General features: G+C 56.8%; 19 protein-coding genes. 18 read left to right on the forward strand and 1 reads right to left on the reverse strand.

The features are described 5' to 3' along the window. Window positions 1-6: 6 nt before the first annotated feature. The 5 genes from KJS55_RS11855 to KJS55_RS11875 all read left to right on the forward strand — a co-directional run bounded on the left by KJS55_RS11855 (window position 7) and on the right by KJS55_RS11875 (window position 3615). Window positions 7-381 carry a hypothetical protein gene (locus KJS55_RS11855; RefSeq protein WP_213543371.1) on the forward strand — a complete coding sequence of 125 codons (375 nt, stop codon included), beginning with the start codon at window positions 7-9 and terminating at the stop codon, window positions 379-381. A gap of 901 nt (window positions 382-1282) precedes the next feature. Beyond that, on the forward strand, window positions 1283-2008 hold the full coding sequence (locus tag KJS55_RS11860; RefSeq protein ID WP_228300570.1) for an N-acetylmuramoyl-L-alanine amidase family protein: 726 nt from the start codon (window positions 1283-1285) through the stop codon (window positions 2006-2008). Between the two features lie 136 nt (window positions 2009-2144). Continuing rightward, window positions 2145-2300: a hypothetical protein gene (locus KJS55_RS11865; protein WP_213543373.1), complete on the forward strand. Its 156-nt coding sequence runs from the start codon at window positions 2145-2147 to the stop codon at window positions 2298-2300. Between the two features lie 42 nt (window positions 2301-2342). Continuing rightward, window positions 2343-2666, forward strand: coding sequence for a thioredoxin family protein (locus tag KJS55_RS11870; RefSeq protein ID WP_187032176.1), 324 nt, complete (start codon window positions 2343-2345; stop codon window positions 2664-2666). A gap of 7 nt (window positions 2667-2673) precedes the next feature. Further along, on the forward strand, window positions 2674-3615 hold the full coding sequence (locus tag KJS55_RS11875; RefSeq protein WP_394806192.1) for an NAD(P)/FAD-dependent oxidoreductase: 942 nt from the start codon (window positions 2674-2676) through the stop codon (window positions 3613-3615). Between the two features lie 459 nt (window positions 3616-4074). Here KJS55_RS11875 and KJS55_RS11880 read toward each other — a convergent pair whose 3' ends face one another. Beyond that, window positions 4075-4986, reverse strand: coding sequence for a LysR family transcriptional regulator (locus KJS55_RS11880; RefSeq protein ID WP_187032178.1), 912 nt, complete (start codon window positions 4984-4986; stop codon window positions 4075-4077). 401 nt (window positions 4987-5387) lie between these two features. Between KJS55_RS11880 and dapA (KJS55_RS11885) the strand changes: the two genes are divergently transcribed. From dapA (KJS55_RS11885) to KJS55_RS11940, 13 genes are all read left to right on the forward strand, one after another. Then, window positions 5388-6275: a 4-hydroxy-tetrahydrodipicolinate synthase gene (dapA, locus tag KJS55_RS11885; RefSeq protein WP_213543374.1), complete on the forward strand. Its 888-nt coding sequence runs from the start codon at window positions 5388-5390 to the stop codon at window positions 6273-6275. Between the two features lie 51 nt (window positions 6276-6326). Further along, window positions 6327-7655 carry a sodium-dependent transporter gene (locus KJS55_RS11890; RefSeq protein ID WP_213543375.1) on the forward strand — a complete coding sequence of 443 codons (1329 nt, stop codon included), beginning with the start codon at window positions 6327-6329 and terminating at the stop codon, window positions 7653-7655. A 71-nt stretch (window positions 7656-7726) separates the two neighbouring features. Further along, window positions 7727-7855 carry a hypothetical protein gene (locus KJS55_RS17525; protein ID WP_256315509.1) on the forward strand — a complete coding sequence of 43 codons (129 nt, stop codon included), beginning with the start codon at window positions 7727-7729 and terminating at the stop codon, window positions 7853-7855. Window positions 7856-8055: 200 nt separating this feature from the next. After that, a complete protein-coding gene (locus KJS55_RS11895; protein WP_187032184.1) occupies window positions 8056-8832 on the forward strand; it encodes an aspartate/glutamate racemase family protein in 777 nt (258 codons plus the stop codon). 31 nt (window positions 8833-8863) lie between these two features. Continuing rightward, window positions 8864-9331 carry a flavin reductase family protein gene (locus KJS55_RS11900; RefSeq protein WP_213543376.1) on the forward strand — a complete coding sequence of 156 codons (468 nt, stop codon included), beginning with the start codon at window positions 8864-8866 and terminating at the stop codon, window positions 9329-9331. 18 nt (window positions 9332-9349) lie between these two features. After that, entirely contained in the window at window positions 9350-9667 is a 318-nt protein-coding gene (locus tag KJS55_RS11905; RefSeq protein ID WP_187032187.1) for a (2Fe-2S)-binding protein, read from the forward strand. After that, window positions 9664-10785, forward strand: a complete 1122-nt coding sequence (locus KJS55_RS11910; RefSeq protein WP_213543377.1) for an NAD(P)/FAD-dependent oxidoreductase — start codon at window positions 9664-9666, stop codon at window positions 10783-10785. The genes KJS55_RS11905 and KJS55_RS11910 overlap by 4 nt, the downstream gene beginning before the upstream one ends. Window positions 10786-10787: 2 nt before the next feature. Continuing rightward, complete coding sequence (locus KJS55_RS11915; RefSeq protein ID WP_187032192.1) at window positions 10788-11327, forward strand: 4Fe-4S dicluster domain-containing protein; 540 nt, start codon at window positions 10788-10790, stop codon at window positions 11325-11327. Next, window positions 11320-11607 carry a (2Fe-2S)-binding protein gene (locus tag KJS55_RS11920; RefSeq protein ID WP_187032194.1) on the forward strand — a complete coding sequence of 96 codons (288 nt, stop codon included), beginning with the start codon at window positions 11320-11322 and terminating at the stop codon, window positions 11605-11607. Before KJS55_RS11915 ends, KJS55_RS11920 begins: the two co-directional genes overlap by 8 nt. Continuing rightward, entirely contained in the window at window positions 11597-12778 is a 1182-nt protein-coding gene (locus KJS55_RS11925) for an NAD(P)/FAD-dependent oxidoreductase (RefSeq protein WP_187032196.1), read from the forward strand. Before KJS55_RS11920 ends, KJS55_RS11925 begins: the two co-directional genes overlap by 11 nt. A 38-nt stretch (window positions 12779-12816) precedes the next feature. Then, the gene (gene dapA, locus KJS55_RS11930; protein ID WP_213543378.1) at window positions 12817-13716 is read left to right on the forward strand and encodes a 4-hydroxy-tetrahydrodipicolinate synthase; all 900 of its coding nucleotides are present in this window, start codon (window positions 12817-12819) and stop codon (window positions 13714-13716) included. 99 nt (window positions 13717-13815) lie between these two features. Further along, window positions 13816-14607 carry an aspartate/glutamate racemase family protein gene (locus KJS55_RS11935; RefSeq protein WP_228300526.1) on the forward strand — a complete coding sequence of 264 codons (792 nt, stop codon included), beginning with the start codon at window positions 13816-13818 and terminating at the stop codon, window positions 14605-14607. Between the two features lie 16 nt (window positions 14608-14623). Then, window positions 14624-15976 carry an aldehyde dehydrogenase family protein gene (locus tag KJS55_RS11940; protein WP_213543379.1) on the forward strand — a complete coding sequence of 451 codons (1353 nt, stop codon included), beginning with the start codon at window positions 14624-14626 and terminating at the stop codon, window positions 15974-15976. Window positions 15977-16079: the final 103 nt, after the last annotated feature.

The following is a 16079-nucleotide window of genomic DNA, read 5'->3' on the forward strand; positions in this document are numbered from 1 at the left end:
GGGCCAATGGAAACTTGCTTTATGCCTCTCACCTATTTGCTAATCGAGGTGGTTGGTTCTCCCGGAGGCGGATCAAGCGGGAAAACAAGGAGTGGCAATAACACAGATGCATACAGCGGCATCAGCTTCCGCCCCGGTCAGAATGAGCTGGCGGAGGCGGACTTGCGGTCCACCACCGTAGGCTGTTACCCGGACCAGGCCAACGGTTTCGGTCTGCTGGACACCGGCACCGGTTCCATGGAGAAGGTCCAGATCACGGTCGGCAAGCTGAGGAGTGCCGTGAACCAGGTTCGGGAAGTCGGCGGTACCACACTGACGGCATATGTCCACATCTGCGGCAAGGTTCATGAAGTATTTGGCGGCACGCTGGGCGAGTTGTAAGAAAAGAGCCGTCCATCCGGGCGGCGAAGATTGACACAAAGCGGCGCATTTGACTGAATAAAGCTGCCTCGTAAGAGGTCCCTGGGTACTGCTACAGTGGCGAACGACCTTGCCCATGGGGAGCAAGGCTAATGGGACACGGGCGCTGGAGGGGAGTTTTGCGGCTCCTGGGGTGTTTACTTATAGTCCTTTGGGTTTACATATCTCCAAAAGCGTGCTGACCACAAGAGAAGGCGCCGTAACGGTCGGCTTTACTGCTCTGGGTGCTTGAGGGCTAGCCGGCCCCTTCATGCTAGACACCCGGGCCGCTTTTATCAAGGACGACAGAGCGACTTTTGCACTGTACGGAAAGGAGAAGCATATGGCGCCTTTCTAATGCTGGCCGTGAAGAGTAGCGTATCCATCGTGCTGACAGGGGGATTTGCCGATCTCTCCGTGACCGTTTATGTGACTATGGAGCAATTCCTCACGGCATTCGTGTTGGTAATTCCGTTCTATTTTGGCGCTCGGACAGAGAAGCGTATGAACGAGTCCAACGTCACAAAGGGATCGCATATCAAGACGGTTTTCCAGATTTGGGTTCTTTACAAAAGGATTGGATGATAAAAAAATTTTCATGATCTTTGTGCGTCCTGAGTATGATCCAGTTGACAAGAAGAGCTGGACAGTATCGGTTAAAATAGGTGATATAGAATCTCCAGGCAAAGGATAGGGAAACGTTAGCAGCGTGAAAAGAAGCCGTGGAGATGACCCGATACGCACCTGAAGTTCACAGACGGAAAACGGTGAACCTGAATATTGCGTGGCGGAATATCATGATAGGGGGGAGTCCCCAGTCAATGAACCGATTTTGTTATAGGGAAGCACAGAGCATAAGGAGAGTGAGACGCCTGTGAGTGAAATGAAAAAGGTCTGTCTGGACCCGGGGCATGATGCCGGAAATCTGGCCAACAAGAGTCCGGATGGGACCTATTATGAGCATGAATTTTGCCTGGATATGGGTAAACGTATTCAAGCGCTCTTAGAGCGTCATGGCGTGGCTGTGACCATGACCCGGACTGACGGCAAGGAGGTCAGTCTGGCAAAACGATGTGAGATTGCTAACGGGATTCCAGGTCTGAATCTGTTTGTCAGCCTTCACAGCAATGCTGCAGGGAGCGGCGGCTGGTCCTCTGCCTCCGGATGGAGCGAGTATATTTATGGTCCAGGAGGCGACCGTGAAAAGGCAGCCCAGGATATTTTGGCAGCAGTGAAGGCGGCAGGAATTACCGTGCGCTCCACCCCCATTGTATACGATCCTGGCCTGTATGTTCTTAAGCATACAGTGGCTCCTGCCGTATTGCTGGAACAGGGGTTCCACACCAATCAGGGGGATGTGGCGAACCTCAAGGATGCCGCGTACCGCCGGAGACTGGCGGAAGCAGAGGCAAAGGGGATTTTGACTTATCTGGGAATCCCGTGGAAGGAGGACACTGCAAATACGGATTTTGAAAGAGCTATCCAATGGGTGCGGGAAAACGGTATTATGTTAGGAAATACAGATGGTGACATGATGCTTGACCAGCCTGTTACCCGAAAACAGTTTGCCGTCATGCTGTATCGCTATCACGAGAAATTCGGCAGGTGAGCAAGCTGCCCTTTGGAAACGGTCAACAGATGACCCGCATGAGCTTGAGGCCGGCTGGACATTTTGTCCAGCCGGCCTGATATTGCGCCAGACGGCGCGTATAGACAAAAAGGTAAGAGGAAGCTGACCCACTGTCATGCGCTATGCGCGGCTGCACCGTAAAGAATATCCGGCACCAATGCGGGAAGCCGTAGCCGAGGTTGGCAGTATTGGGCTTTCGCTGTGGCTGGTGGATGCCGAAAAAATCCTTTCAGCTGTTTTTGTGATTTGGTCACAGAAAGCGGACGCATAACGGGGTATACTACATCAAAACAAAAGAAAGGGGTCAAGCAATATGACAACTCAGAATATAAACAAGGAACAATTTGAAAAGGAGATTCAGGGCCGCAGGCCTGTTCTGGTGGAGTTCTGGGCCCCCTGGTGTGTTTACTGCCGGCGTTTGGGTCCAGCTTATGACCAAATTGGACAACAGCGTGGAAGCGAACTGGCTGTTGTCAAGATTAACATTGACGAAGAGCCGGATATTGCAAGCCGGGAGGGTGTGGAAGTGGTGCCGACTCTAGTACTGTATCAGGAGGGAAAGACTCTGGGGACGCTGGTAGCTCCGGAATCTAAAGCGGCGATTGATGTGTTCCTGCAGGAACATTTGGGACAGTAAGGGCCGGATGATGGGGCGGATTTATGACGTGGTGATCGTCGGCGGTGGACCAGGCGGGTATACAGCTGCTCTCTATGCAGCCAGAGCGGGACTTGATACCTTAGTACTGGAAAAGCTGTCCGCAGGGGGACAGATGGCACTGAGCGAGCAGATTGACAATTACCCCGGCTTTGAAGAGGGCATTGATGGCTTTACTCTGGGCGAGCGGATGCGGCGAGGAGCGGAAAAATTTGGCGCGCAGACAAAGATTGCAGAGGTCCTCGGCGCATCGCTCGGCGGTCGGGTGAAAGAACTTGAGACCAGCGAGGGACGGTATCTTGCCCGGACCGTTGTGATTGCGACCGGCGCGACTGCCAGACCTCTTGGCGCCGCAGGAGAAGCTGATCTGGTTGGCCGGGGCATCCACTACTGCGCAGCGTGTGATGGAATGGCCTACCGGGGAAAGACGGTGGCCGTTGTTGGCGGCGGTAACTCTGCGGCTGCCGATGCCCTGCAGCTCTCCCGAATTGCGAAAAAGGTGATTTTGATCCACCGCAGGGATCATCTGCGGGCCACCAAGATTTATCATGAGCCGTTGATGAATGCCGCCAATGTGGAATTCCGTTGGAATTGTGTTGTTTCAGAGTTGCTGCATGGAGACCGGCTCACCGGCCTGCGTCTGCAGGATGTTCACACAGGTGCGGAGACAGAACTCCTTTGTGATGGGGCGTTTATCAGTGTCGGCAGAATACCAGCCACAGGACTGTTTCAAGAGGAACTAAATCTGAATGATGCGGGCTATCTCCAGGCGGACGAGTCTACCCGGACGAACCTGCGCGGCGTGTTTGCGGTGGGTGATGTCCGGGCAAAAGCCCTACACCAGATTGTGACCGCTGTTGCCGACGGGGCCGTTGCGATTCACTACGCGGAGGAGGTGCTTGCAGAGGATTCACGGCCTGAAAGTTTATGAGTCTTTTTTGAAAATGCAGATGCGGGTATTCCTCAATAGACCGTTCTCTTGGTGACACAGACAGAGGCTGCCCTGCTGCCGAGCCAGAAAACCGCCACCTGCTGGTAACGAGAAATGCTGGCGAGCAACATGGCCGAGCAATTGAGAGCACGGCACAAAAGAGTCCTGGGGAGATTGGCCTCCCCAGGACTTTTCTTGTTGGCGAGTCCATGCTAGAGCCCGAAAGCGCTGGAAGGCGAACGGTGTGCAAAGAGCCCGAAAGGGAGCTGTGTTATAGAGGGACTTCTACAAAAAGACTGAACATTTTTCCGATTTGCTGAAAGACTATTTGAAATTGTTGGCCCCTGAGGTGATCAAGCACCTTGGGGGCTTTCGGCGTTTTATGGGACTGGTTCTGATCAAATGGTGCTTGGGGGTATGTATCGAGGCGTCAGAAGAAAAAGAGTCAGCACCGGCCGCTCAACGGGTATCATGCGGCGGTTCCGGCAGGGGGGCTTGCTGTAGCTGAGCCGCAGTCTCCTTGCAAATCCGGACAAATTCCTTGATCACAGGAGGTGCGTGGCGGAGGGACTTGATGGCAATTCCAAGGCTTCGGCCATAGGCGCCCTGAAAGGGCCTGGATATCACGTCATCCGGTAGCAGTCCCACCTGCAGACTGCTGATCACAGAGATCCCAAGGTCATTGGCTACCATGGAAATCGCGGCCACGTCACTGGCGGTATAGTATTTGATCTTAGGGAAAAAGGGGGACTTTTGGAGAACCGTGTTTACAACATCGTCATAACCAGGCACTGGCATGATGAAGTTACAGCCATTGAGCAGGGTGGGGGAGATTGCTTCATAGGGGGCGAACGGGTGGTCTCTGCGCATAATGACACAGGCCGAGTCTCGCAGAAGGGGAATAAAAGAAAACCCCTTTGGGATGCTGTCCACCATGAAGCCGAGGTCCAGTTCTCCCCGCGGCAAAAGCTCATGAAATTCCCCGCAGGCTACCTCCCTGAGATGAAGCTCAATATTGGGATAGACATTGGAGAAGTTGCGAACTGCGTGGGGGAGAAATCCCACCATCAGGCTGTTGTAGGCGCCCATGCTGATGGTACCTTCCAAAAGACCGTTGATAGCAGAAACAGTCTCTTGCAGATAAGTTTCATTTTTAATGATTTGATAGCAATAGTACAAAACCTTTTTTCCATTTTCCGTAGGCACGATTTTGTCCTTGTTCCGGATCAGGAGGGGAAAGCCCATCTCCGTTTCCAGGGAGTCCACCATATGGCTGATTCCAGGCTGAGAATAGCCAAGCTGCTTGGCGGCTTTTGTCAGACTGCCGGATTCTGCGACCTTAATGAAAGCGCGATATTTTGAGATACTCAATGTTCTACTCAACTCCTGTACAGCCCTAGATCCCCTCAGATGCCTTGAGCTTTCTCTTGTCAAAATTATGAACTAAAAAACGAAAAGAATCAATAAATTGTTGCGCTTTTAACAAAAAGCGGTCATTCTACTTTGGAATTCATATGATAGGAAAACGAAATGTATGCCAGTTAAAACCGCCTGAAAACAAGGCGGGGGTTCCAGCTTTTGGAGGGCGCTCCCGGGAAATTCGGATTTGGAATGATGCCCATCGGATATGAACATTTTACTTTTTCCACCTCCGCCCAATAACATAAAAGTAACGAAGCGGCGACCATGCTTCCGCACAGTGACATGAAAGGGGGAGAAGGGAAATAGAACTGTACGGGAGAAAATCATCAACAAATTAAGGAGGAAAAGACATGAAAGCGCTGCCTAAGGGGATGTTTACCGCACTGATTACACCGTTTAACGAGGACGAGAGCATCAATTTTGATGCGTTGCGCGGCCTGATTGATTTCCAGGTGGAGAGCGGTATCCACGGGTTGCTGATTGGCGGGAGCACCGGCGAATATCACACCATGAGCATGGAGGAGAGGAAGGCGGTGATTCAGGCCGCCTGTGAGCATGCGGCAGGCAGGATTCCCATCATGGCGGGCATTGGCTGCTCCCGCCCCTGCGACACGATCGAACTGGGCAGGTTCTCCGCCGGCTGCGGCGCAAAATGGGGGCTGGCCACTGCACCTTACTATCACCGTACCACCCGCCAGGGCGTGATGGACTACTTCAAAGGGGTGGCTGCCGGTTGCGAGGTGGGGCTGTGCCTTTATAACTATCCCTCTGGCGTGGGCTTTGAGCTGGAGCCGGAGATGATTGCGGAACTGGCACAGGAACCCAACATCGTGGCGCTGAAGGACACGGCCGACATGGAGCATACCGCTGAGACTCTGGCGGCCACCCGCGGCATGGATTTTGCTGTCTTGCAGGGCTTCGAGCATCTGATGCTGCCCTGCTTCGCCCTGGGCGGCGCGGGCGCGTTCGGCATCGTTCACAACTTGGTTCCCAGGGAGATGGTGGAGCTGTATGAGACGTTCATGGCTGGGAACTGGAAGAGGGCAAACGAGTTGAATGCCCGGCTGACAAACCTGTATCAATACATGGAGCTGGAGCCTTTCCCCGGCCCGGTGAAGGTGGCGCTGGGGCAGATGGGATACTTCGGCGGTGTGCTGCGTAAGCCGCTGACAATGCCAAGCCAGGAGCTATCTGATAAGGTGACTGCGGAACTAAAAAAGCTGGGAGCAATTTCGTAACTACACGTTCAGATGGAACTCCATCAATACTGAATTTAGGAGGAGAAAGGGATGTTACAGCAAGTAGAAAAAAGAGAGAACTGGGCAAGCAGATTTGGTCTGCTGATGTCCCTGGCCGGCATGGCGATCGGCCTTGGAAATGTCTGGAGATTTCCCTATCTGGTTGGCTACTGGGGCGGCGGTGCCTTTGTACTGGCATACCTGGTGTGCCTGATGGTCATTGTGGTTCCCTTGGGCATCATCGAAGCAGGCTTCGGCAAGGGCATTCAGGGCGGTACGCTGGACGCATGGACCGTCATCCTGAAAAATTCTAAGGCCGGAAAATTGATCGGCAGTGTCTTCTGTGTGGGTTATACCACGATGAACTTCTATTTCATGACGGTTCTAGCAGGTACGATCTGGTTTTCCTACGCCTTTGCAACCGACATGAAGTCCCGGGTCGACCCTGCCACCATGTATCAGTATATGAACACGGAGCAGACAACCGTACTTACGGTGATTGCGGCGCTGATCCTGGCCTTTGTGGTGTTCGTACTCTACAAGGGCATCCAGAGTGGAATTGAAGCGGTCAGCAAGGTGATGATCCCCGGCCTTTTCGTAATCTTCGCCATCATTATTGTGTTTGCCCTGTTCTTTGTGCCCAATATCGCAGAAGGCTATAACTTCTATCTGAACCCTGACTTTTCCGTACTGGCCCAGCCCAGAATGTGGAAGGAAGCTGCCGGCCAGGCGCTGTTTTCCGTGGGCGTCGGACCAGGGTGCATCCTGGTATACGGCTCTCACATCAAGAAAGATGCGGACTCCAACATCAGCTTTGTCACTGTGGCGCTGATCGACACCTGCGCGGCCCTGATTGCCGGCTTTGCCATGATTCCCACCGCCGCCGCACTGGGCCTTGATATGCAGTCCGGCGCGGGCCTCATTTTCATCGTGTTGCCCGCAGCGTTGGCGCAGATTCCTCTTGGCAACATCCTGGGAATTTTGGCCATGTTCGCCGTGTTTTTCGCAGGCATTACCTCTGCGTTCGCCCAGATGGAAGTTTGCGTGACCTCTTTTGTGGACGGTTTCCGCATGAACCGCAAGCGTGTGATTCTTGCCGTTGGCGCCGTCACCATGGCCTTTGTCATCTGGAGCTCTCTGAGCACAGCCTCCTTTGATTTTTGGAATAACTTCTCCGGCAACTATGTATTCATTGTGACCGCAGGGCTTGGCGCCATCGGCAACAACTACATCTTCGGCACCCGCCGCGTTCTGGACGAGTATGCCAACCCTGGCAGCGAGGTCAAGCTCGGCAGCTGGTTTGTGCCTTTGGTCAAGTACATATCCGTGCCGCTGATGATCATCGTCATGGTCGATTCGCTATTCCCATTCCTGCCCTGATTGGAAGAGAGTATCCAGCGCTCACGTACAGAAGTTATGAAAGATAGGAGCCATATAAAGGAGGATTATCTATGTTGCCCGGAACCATTATTATGCTGATCGTCATTGTGGTCGGCTTCTTCGGCGGAACTGCGATGCTGGTTCGGAGAAATCTCAGAAACGAACAGAATGAGACCCATGACGAGACATCCAAGCAGTGATCCCCTGTTAGAACGCAGTCGGATGTGGTTTTTTGACCGGGGAGACGCAGGCTGATGGGCCTTCCCCGAACCAAGCGGCACCCGCGGCCGTCAGGCCGGATACGCCGGGAGCGAAGATGGTCTCCCCCTGCTTTGCGCCGGCGGCCGCAGGCGTCCCAGATTCACACGGCAGACATCTTTGGAAGAGGTGATGAAAAAAGATGCAAAGAGAATACGGCTACATAGGCCCGGAGGAGCAGGAGAGCCAGCCGATTGTCATGCGGAAGGGACAGAATGTAGCTGGCTACTCCGTTGGTATTCTTTACCTGGACAATGTCTGGTATCCCCTGGTGCCGGGCAATGTGGTGAATGCCTGTACCTATGATTTTCCTGTGCGGATGAAGGCGGTGCCCGGGCTGGACACCCCTAAGCTCCACAGCGGAGACCCGGCAATCTTTGGGACGCTGTTGGAAGCAGCGAAGGCATTGGAGCAGGAAGGCGTTCGGGCGATTTCAGCGGCCTGCGGCTTTTTCGGCCACTTTCACACACAGCTGGCGGAGGCGATGGATCTGCCCGTGGCGCTCTCCTCTTTGGTGCAGGTGCCCTGGATTCTCACCACGCTCAAGCGCACGCAGAAGATAGGTGTGCTGACTGCCAACGCCTCGGCCATTTCGCCGGGATTGCTGAAGAGCTGCTGTATTCAGGACCCGGGCCGGCTGGTGATCCGGGACCTGCGGCATGAGCCTCACTTTTCCGCTATCATGGAGGACCGGGGAAGCTTTGACAATGCCGGTGTCCGTCGGGAGGTGGTGAATGCGGCTGCGGAGCTTCAAAGGGAGTACCCGGAGATCGGCGCGTTTCTTTTGGAGTGCAGCGACACGCCGCCCTACGCCTATGCGGTGCAAAGGCAGACAGGCCTCCCGGTGTTTGATTTTATCACCATGATTCGGTGGCTCCACAACGCCACCACCCAGCGGCCGTACAGCGGCTGGATTTAAGCGCATGCTTTTGTAAAGAAGGGGAAGAGACGTGAAAGAGATCTTGAAGTGTATGGATAAGATCCCACAGGGCGTGTTCTTGGTGGGGGCGAAGAAGGGCGAGGGCTATAACCTGATGACGGCCGCGTTTGTAACACAGGTGTCATTCAACCCAGCAAGCATTGCGGTGTCGGTGGCGAACAACCACTACACGGCGGAGCTGATCCGGGAGCAGGAGCGATTCTCCCTGTCGGTGCTGGCGGAAGGGCAGGAGGCGGAGGCGAAGGCCTGCGGCTTTGAGTCCGGCCGGAAGACAGACAAGAGCAAGCGGGTGCAGACCCATCTGATGGCGCCGGGCCTCCCGGTGCTGGACGGCGCGGCTGCAGCGATGGTGTGCCGAGTGCGCCAGGTGGTGAAATATGAGGACCACACGGTATTTTTCGCGGAGATTGAGGCAGCGGAGGAGACGGAGGCAAAGCCGCTGCCGTATGTGTCAGGGGATTACTTCCCGGCAGGCTGAGGAAAGGAGAGCAGAGGGATGAGAGTGATATCGCACCCCATTCTGGGGGAAGAGAAGGAAACGGAGTGGGTGACAATCTATGTCAACGGCAAGCCCATTCAGGCGAAGAAGGGAGAGATGATCCTGGCGGCGCTGCACGCAGAGGGAATCATCGTGAACCGGTATACGGCAAAGAAGCATGAGCCCCGCGGTATCTTCTGCGGCATTGGCCAATGCACGGACTGTATGATGGTGGTCAACGGCATTCCCAATGTGCGTACCTGCATCACACCGGTAGAGGATGGGATGACCGTGGAGACCCAGGAAGGCCTCGGGGAATGGAGGGAGCAGACATGAAGCAGTGTGAAGTGCTGGTGATCGGCGGCGGCCCGGCGGGTTTGTCGGCCGCGATCTCGGCGGCAAAGGCCGGGGCGCAGGTGACGGTGGTAGAGACGAACGCGAAGGCGGGCGGGCAGCTGGTGAAGCAGACCCACAAGTTTTTCGGCTCCAAGGAGCACCGGGCGGGCATCCGGGGGATTGACATCGTCAAGCAGCTGATCGAGGAGTGCGGGGAACTGGGGGTTGAGATGATGCTCAACTCCACGGTGGCAGGTATTTATCAGGGAAAGACGGTGGCGGTGGACGTACAGAAGAGCCTGACGGAGCACGAGCTTGTACGGATTCAGGCACAGCGGATCGTTATCTCTACCGGCGCGGCGGAAAACGCCATTCGCTTCCCGGGCTGGACGCTCCCAGGCGTGATGGGCGCGGGGGCCATCCAGACGATGTGCAACTACCACCGGGTAATGCCGGGAAAGAAGCTTCTCATGATCGGCTCGGGCAGCGTGGGACTTATCGTGTGCTACCAGCTGATGCAGGCGGGGGCGGAGATTGTTGGCATCGTGGAGGCGCTGCCGCAGATCAACGGCTATGCGGTGCATGCCTCGAAGCTGGCCCGGGAGGGCGTGCCCATCTATACAGGCTACACGATTACCCAGGCGCTGGGTGACGACCATGTAACAGGCGCTGTGATTGCAAAGGTAAACCCGGACTGGTCCACAGTGCCGGGGAGCGAGATCACACTGGACACGGACATGATCGCCTGCGGCGTGGGGCTCAAGCCCCTGATCGGCATGGCGCACATGGCCGGCTGCGAGCTGGTGTTCGACAAGGCGCTGGGCGGCTGGGCGCCGTGCCACAACCGGCACATGGAGTCTACAGTGCCGGGGATTTACGTGGCGGGTGACACCACGGGCCTGGAGGAGGCCAGCACCGCCATCGAAGAGGGGACGCTCTGCGGCATTGCGGCGGCGGAGAGTCTGGGCCATCTGGATGCCGGGACGGCGGAGAAATGGATTGACGAGGCCTGGGGGCGCCTGGGACGCCTGCGGACGGGGCATAAAGGCGAGGACCGCGTGAACGCGAAGAACAAGCAGCTGGCGCGGTATGCGGAATACACGGAGAGGAGGAACTAGAGATGTATCTGGAACATGGAATTATGACCACGGAGGAGCTGCGGGCCATCGGCCACTACCCCTCCGAGGAGCGGATGAGGAAGGGGCCGGTTGCGGTGTGCGAGTGTCTGCAGCGGATTCCCTGCAACCCGTGTGAGAGCTCCTGCCCCTTCCACGCCATCACGATTGGTGAGGACATCTCAAACCTGCCGGAGCTGGATGCAGACAAGTGCGTTGGGTGCGGGAGCTGCATCACCCACTGTTCGGGACTTGCGTGCTTTGTGCTGGATAAATCCTATTCCGACACGGTAGGCAGCGTGAGTTTTCCCTACGAGTACCTGCATGATTTTAAAAAGGGAGATACCGTGAAGGCAGCGGACCGAGGCGGCAACTATGTGTGCGATGGCGTGGTGCTCAAGGAGATCACCACGACCAAGTCGGATCGGACAACGGTGGTGACGCTGGAAGTACCGATTGCGTATGTAGACGAGGTGCGCAGCGTGTACCGCGCCCATGAGTACGAGCGCCCGGAGTGGATGAAAGGAGCGAGAGAAGATGTCTGAGCGGCTGGATGACGATGTGCTGGTATGCCGGTGCGAAGAGGTGACAGCGGGCGATATTCGCAGAGCGATCCGCGCGGGCGCAACGGATGTGACGCAGGTGAAGCTGCGGACGAGAGCGGGTATGGGGCTTTGCCAGGGGCGGACCTGCGAGCTGCTGGTGCAGCAGATTCTCTCTCAGGAGCTGGGTGTCCGGCAGGAGGAGACGGGGTATTCCACGCCCCGGACGCCTCAGCGCCCCATGACGTTTGGAACTTTGGGAGGTGACGGCTTTGACGACTAACAAGACTTATGATGTGGCCGTGATCGGCGCGGGTGTCATCGGCACAAGCTGCGCCTATCACCTGGTGAAAAAGGGACTTTCCGTGGCTCTGGTCGACCGGAACAACGTGGCCCGGGGCACCTCCAGCCACTGCGACGCGGTGGCGCTGATCGTGGATAAGCAGCCGGGGGTGGACGCGGCTATGGGCTACGCCAGCATTCAGCGCTTTTTGGAGCTGCAAAACGAGCTGGACTCCGACTTTGAGCTGCACCAGAGAGGATGCCTGTACGCCTGCGACACGGAGCAGGAGATGGAGGTGGCGGCTCAGTACGCCCGGGATATGCAGGCGGATGGTTACAACGTCAACGCTCTGAGCCCGAAAGAGCTTTTGGAGCACGAACCCTTCCTGGCCAAAGACCTGATAGGCGGCCTTTTCAGCGACATCGACCTGGGGCTGAACCCCTATAAGCTGTGCTTTGCCTTTGTGGACACGGTGCTGGGGAAGGGGCTGGATCTCTATACCTACACCAATGTCACCGGCGTGCGTCTGGACGGCGAGAAGCGGGTCCAGGGCGTGGATACGGACAAAGGCTTCATCCCCTGCGGCAAGGTGGTAAACGCCTGCGGCGTATGGTCTCCGGAGATCGGCAGGATGGCGGGGCTGGAGATTCCCGTGGAGCCCCGCAAGGGTGTGATCCTGGTCTCGGCCCCCTCGTTCAAGTTCTGTAATCAGAAGGTGCAGGAGTTCGGCTACATGATCTCCAAGTTCTCTAATCACGAGTGCAAGCGGGACCCGGAGCTGGAGAAGTACGAGGTGTCCTTCGTGATTGAGCCCACGGACGCGAACAACGTGCTGATCGGCAGCAGCCGGAACTTCGCGGGCTATGACATCAGCACAGAGATGGAGATCATCCACGTGATCGCTAAGCGGGCCATCCGGTTTTACCCGATTTTGAAGGACCTGAACTGCATCCGCACCTACGCGGGCCTGCGGCCCTTCCTGGCGGACCACCTGCCCCTCATCACCCAGGTAGACGAGGTGCCGGGATACTATATTGCTACCGGACACGAGGGCGACGGCATCTCCATGGCGCCTACGACAGGGCGGCTGATCTCCGAGCTGATTGCCGGCGAGGAGCCGTATCTGGACCTCACGCCGTTCAGCTTTAACCGTTATAAGCGGCGGGCATAAATGGATACATCTAATATTTATAAATGGAGGAAAAGAAAATGAGCGGCAAAGCGCCTAAGGGTTTGTTCGTGCCTCTGGTCACTCCGTTCCACGCGGACGAGAACATCGACTATGAGGGCTACAAGAGAGTCATCGACTATGTGATTGAGGGCGGCATGGACGGCGTGCTGGTGGGCGGCACCACCGGCGAGTACCACATGATGAGCGTAGAGGAGCGCAAGGAGCTCATCAAGAAGGGCTGTGAGATCGTGGGCGGCCGGGTCCATGTGATGGCGGGCACCGGCATGAACACGGCAAAGGCCACCATAGAACTGACCAACTATGCCGCGGAGTGCGGGGCGGAATACGCGCTGGTGCTGCCTCCCTACTACCACCAGACCACAGAGGAGGGCATCTATGAGTTCTTCCGGGAGATCGCGGCAGGGTCCAAGATCGGAATTGTGATCTATCACACCCCGGGAGCCACCAATGTGGAGCTGTCTGTGCCCCTGATCCGGCGGCTGGCACAGATTGAGAACATCGTGGCGGTGAAGGAGACCATTGACGAGACCCACACCAGCCAGACTTACATGCACACGAAGGACATCCCGGGCTTCTGCGTGATGGAGGCCAACGAGCCGCTGCTGCTGCCATCCTATGCCATCGGCATTGATGCGGCATTCTCCATCATCTTCAACCTGCTGCCCCGGGAGATGCGGGAGCTATACGACTTGATCTTTCAGAAGAACGACCTGGCTGCGGCCCGGGCGCTGAACGAGAAGCTCTCCCCCATCTTCGACCTGATGGAGGAGGAGCCATACCCCGGCCCGGTGAAGGCGGGTCTGGACGCCATCGGGATGCCCGGTGGCATCGTGAGAAAGCCTCTGACCCAGCCCAGCGACGAGATGCGCCGCAAGATGCGCGAAGAGCTCAAAAAGCTGGGCTACGACGTGAAGTAATCCGGACGGTGCGTCTGGGAATCCCCCGGGTGCACCAGCCGCAGAAGTCTGGAGCAGGAATCAGAAAGAGCGATTTTCCGTAGAGAAAGGTGGTTTCCAGTGAGCAGATATCTGGAGGGCCGGAGGTATGGCTTTCTGACACCGGAAAATTCCGGAGATTTTTACAAGGGCATTCAGCACCAGCAGGTGGCTGGATATCCGGTGGGGATTGTGTATATTGAGCAAGTCAATTACCCGTTGCTGCCGGGAAATGTGGTCAATGCGTGCACATATGACTTCCCCGTTCGGATGAAAGCGGTGCCAAATCTGACCAACGACCGTCTTTTCAACAACGATCCCACGATTGTGGATGACATTATCGAAGCAGCCCGCTCTATGGTGGAGAATGACGGCGTGCGGGCAGTGTGCAGCGCCTGCGGCTTTTTTGGGAACTACCAGCAGCAGGTGCGGCGGGCCCTGGATGTGCCGGTGGCCATGTCCAGTCTGGTGCAGATCCCCTGGATTGAGTCGCTGATCCGGCCGGATCAGCGGATCGGCATCCTGACGGCCAACAAGGGCTCCATGACAAAGGAGTTGCTTGTAAGCTGTGGTGTGGAGCACCCGGACCGATTGGTGATCAAGGATGCTCTGGCGACAGAGGAGTTTGCGGCGGTGGTGGATATGCGGGGCCACTTCAACAACACCGTTGCTGCCCAGGAGATCACAGACCTCGCGGAAGAACTGATAGCGGAGAACAACGATCTGGGCGCCATCCTGCTGGAGTGCAGCGACATGCCGCCCTATGCGGCGGCGGTCCAGGAGGCAACGCAGCTGCCGGTATTTGACTTTATCACGCTGATCCGGTGGCTGCGCAGCGGTGTTGCCCAGCGGCCTTACAGCGGCTGGATTTGAAGAAGGAGGAAGAAGGATGACAATTCAGGAATATGTGGAGAGGGGCCGGAAGGCCGTAGAAGCGATCAAGGATTACGACCAGGCGCAGACCGACAAACTGGTGTACGAGGCGGCGAAGATCATCTATCAGCATGCTGCCGAACTGGCCCGGGAGGCCGTGGACGAGACAGGGCTGGGGTACTATGAGGACAAGATCTGCAAGAATACGGACACGCCGGCGGCGTTTTGGGCGTACCTGAGGGATAAGAAGTCCGTGGGGATCATCAGCGAGAACAAGGAGACGGGGATTATCGAGGTGGCGCACCCTGTGGGTGTGATCGCGTGCGTGACACCGGCGACGAACCCAAATGTGACCCCGCTGGGGAACTTCATGGACGCGGTGAAGGGGAAGAACGCGATCATCGTCTCTCCCGCGCCCCGTGCGGCGAAGTCCACCACCCACACGGTGGAGCTGATCCGGGAGGCAATGGTGAAGTGCGGCGCCCCGGCCGACCTGATCCAGGTGCTGAGCGAGGTGACGCTGGCGAACTCACAGGCGCTGATGGAGGCGTGCGACCTGGTGATCGCCACCGGCGGCAGCGGGATGGTGAAGGCGGCGTACTCCAGCGGAACGCCGGCATACGGCGTGGGCCCCGGGAACCCGCCGGTGGTTCTGGACCGTGGGTATGACCTGAAGGAAGCGGCGAAGATGACGGTGACGGCAGTGGGGAGTGACAACGGCATCCTGTGCGACGGGGACAACCTGCTGCTCTATCCCCAGGAGGAAGAGGAGAAGTTCTTCCAGGCACTGAAGGACGAGGGCGTGGTGCTGTTTGAGGAGAAGGGGGATGTGGAAAAGTTTGGCGCGGTGCTGTTCCACGACGGACATCCCGTGCCGGAGCTGGTGGGGAAAGACGCGCCGGTGATTGCGAAGGCGGCGGGCTTTGACATTCCGAAGGACACAAAGGTCATGGGCTTGAAGATCGACGCGGTGGGGAAGGCGAATGTGCTGAACAAGGAGATCATGGGCCCCATTGTGGTGCTGAAGGGGTATGAGAGCTTTGAGGAGGCCGTGGCGATGGCGATCCAGAACATGGAGGAGGCCGGTGGCATCGGGCACACGGCGGGTATCTTCAGCAATGACCGCAAGCATATTGAGTACTATGGCGAGCGGATTCCTGTGGCGCGGGTACTGGTGAACCAGCCGACTCCGGACGCATGGGGCCCGAGCACGAACGGGCTGAGTCCGGCGGTGTCTGAGAGCTGCGGCACGTGGGGGAATAACATTCTGTGCGAGAACGTGGACTACATCCACCTCATCAACGTCTCGAAGATTGCTCTGCCCCTGGATGTTCAGGTCCCCAGCCCCGAGGAGCTCTTCAAGGACTGAGCCGATTGCTATTTGTCAAAAAACCGAAGGCGGCGGGAGTGAAAACACTCCCGCCGCTTCCTGCTCAACTGCCGAATTTTAGCCAGAAAAGCTACGTAAATTC

The organism is Pusillibacter faecalis (assembly GCF_018408705.1).
GTDB classification, from domain to species: domain Bacteria; phylum Bacillota; class Clostridia; order Oscillospirales; family Oscillospiraceae; genus Oscillibacter; species Oscillibacter faecalis.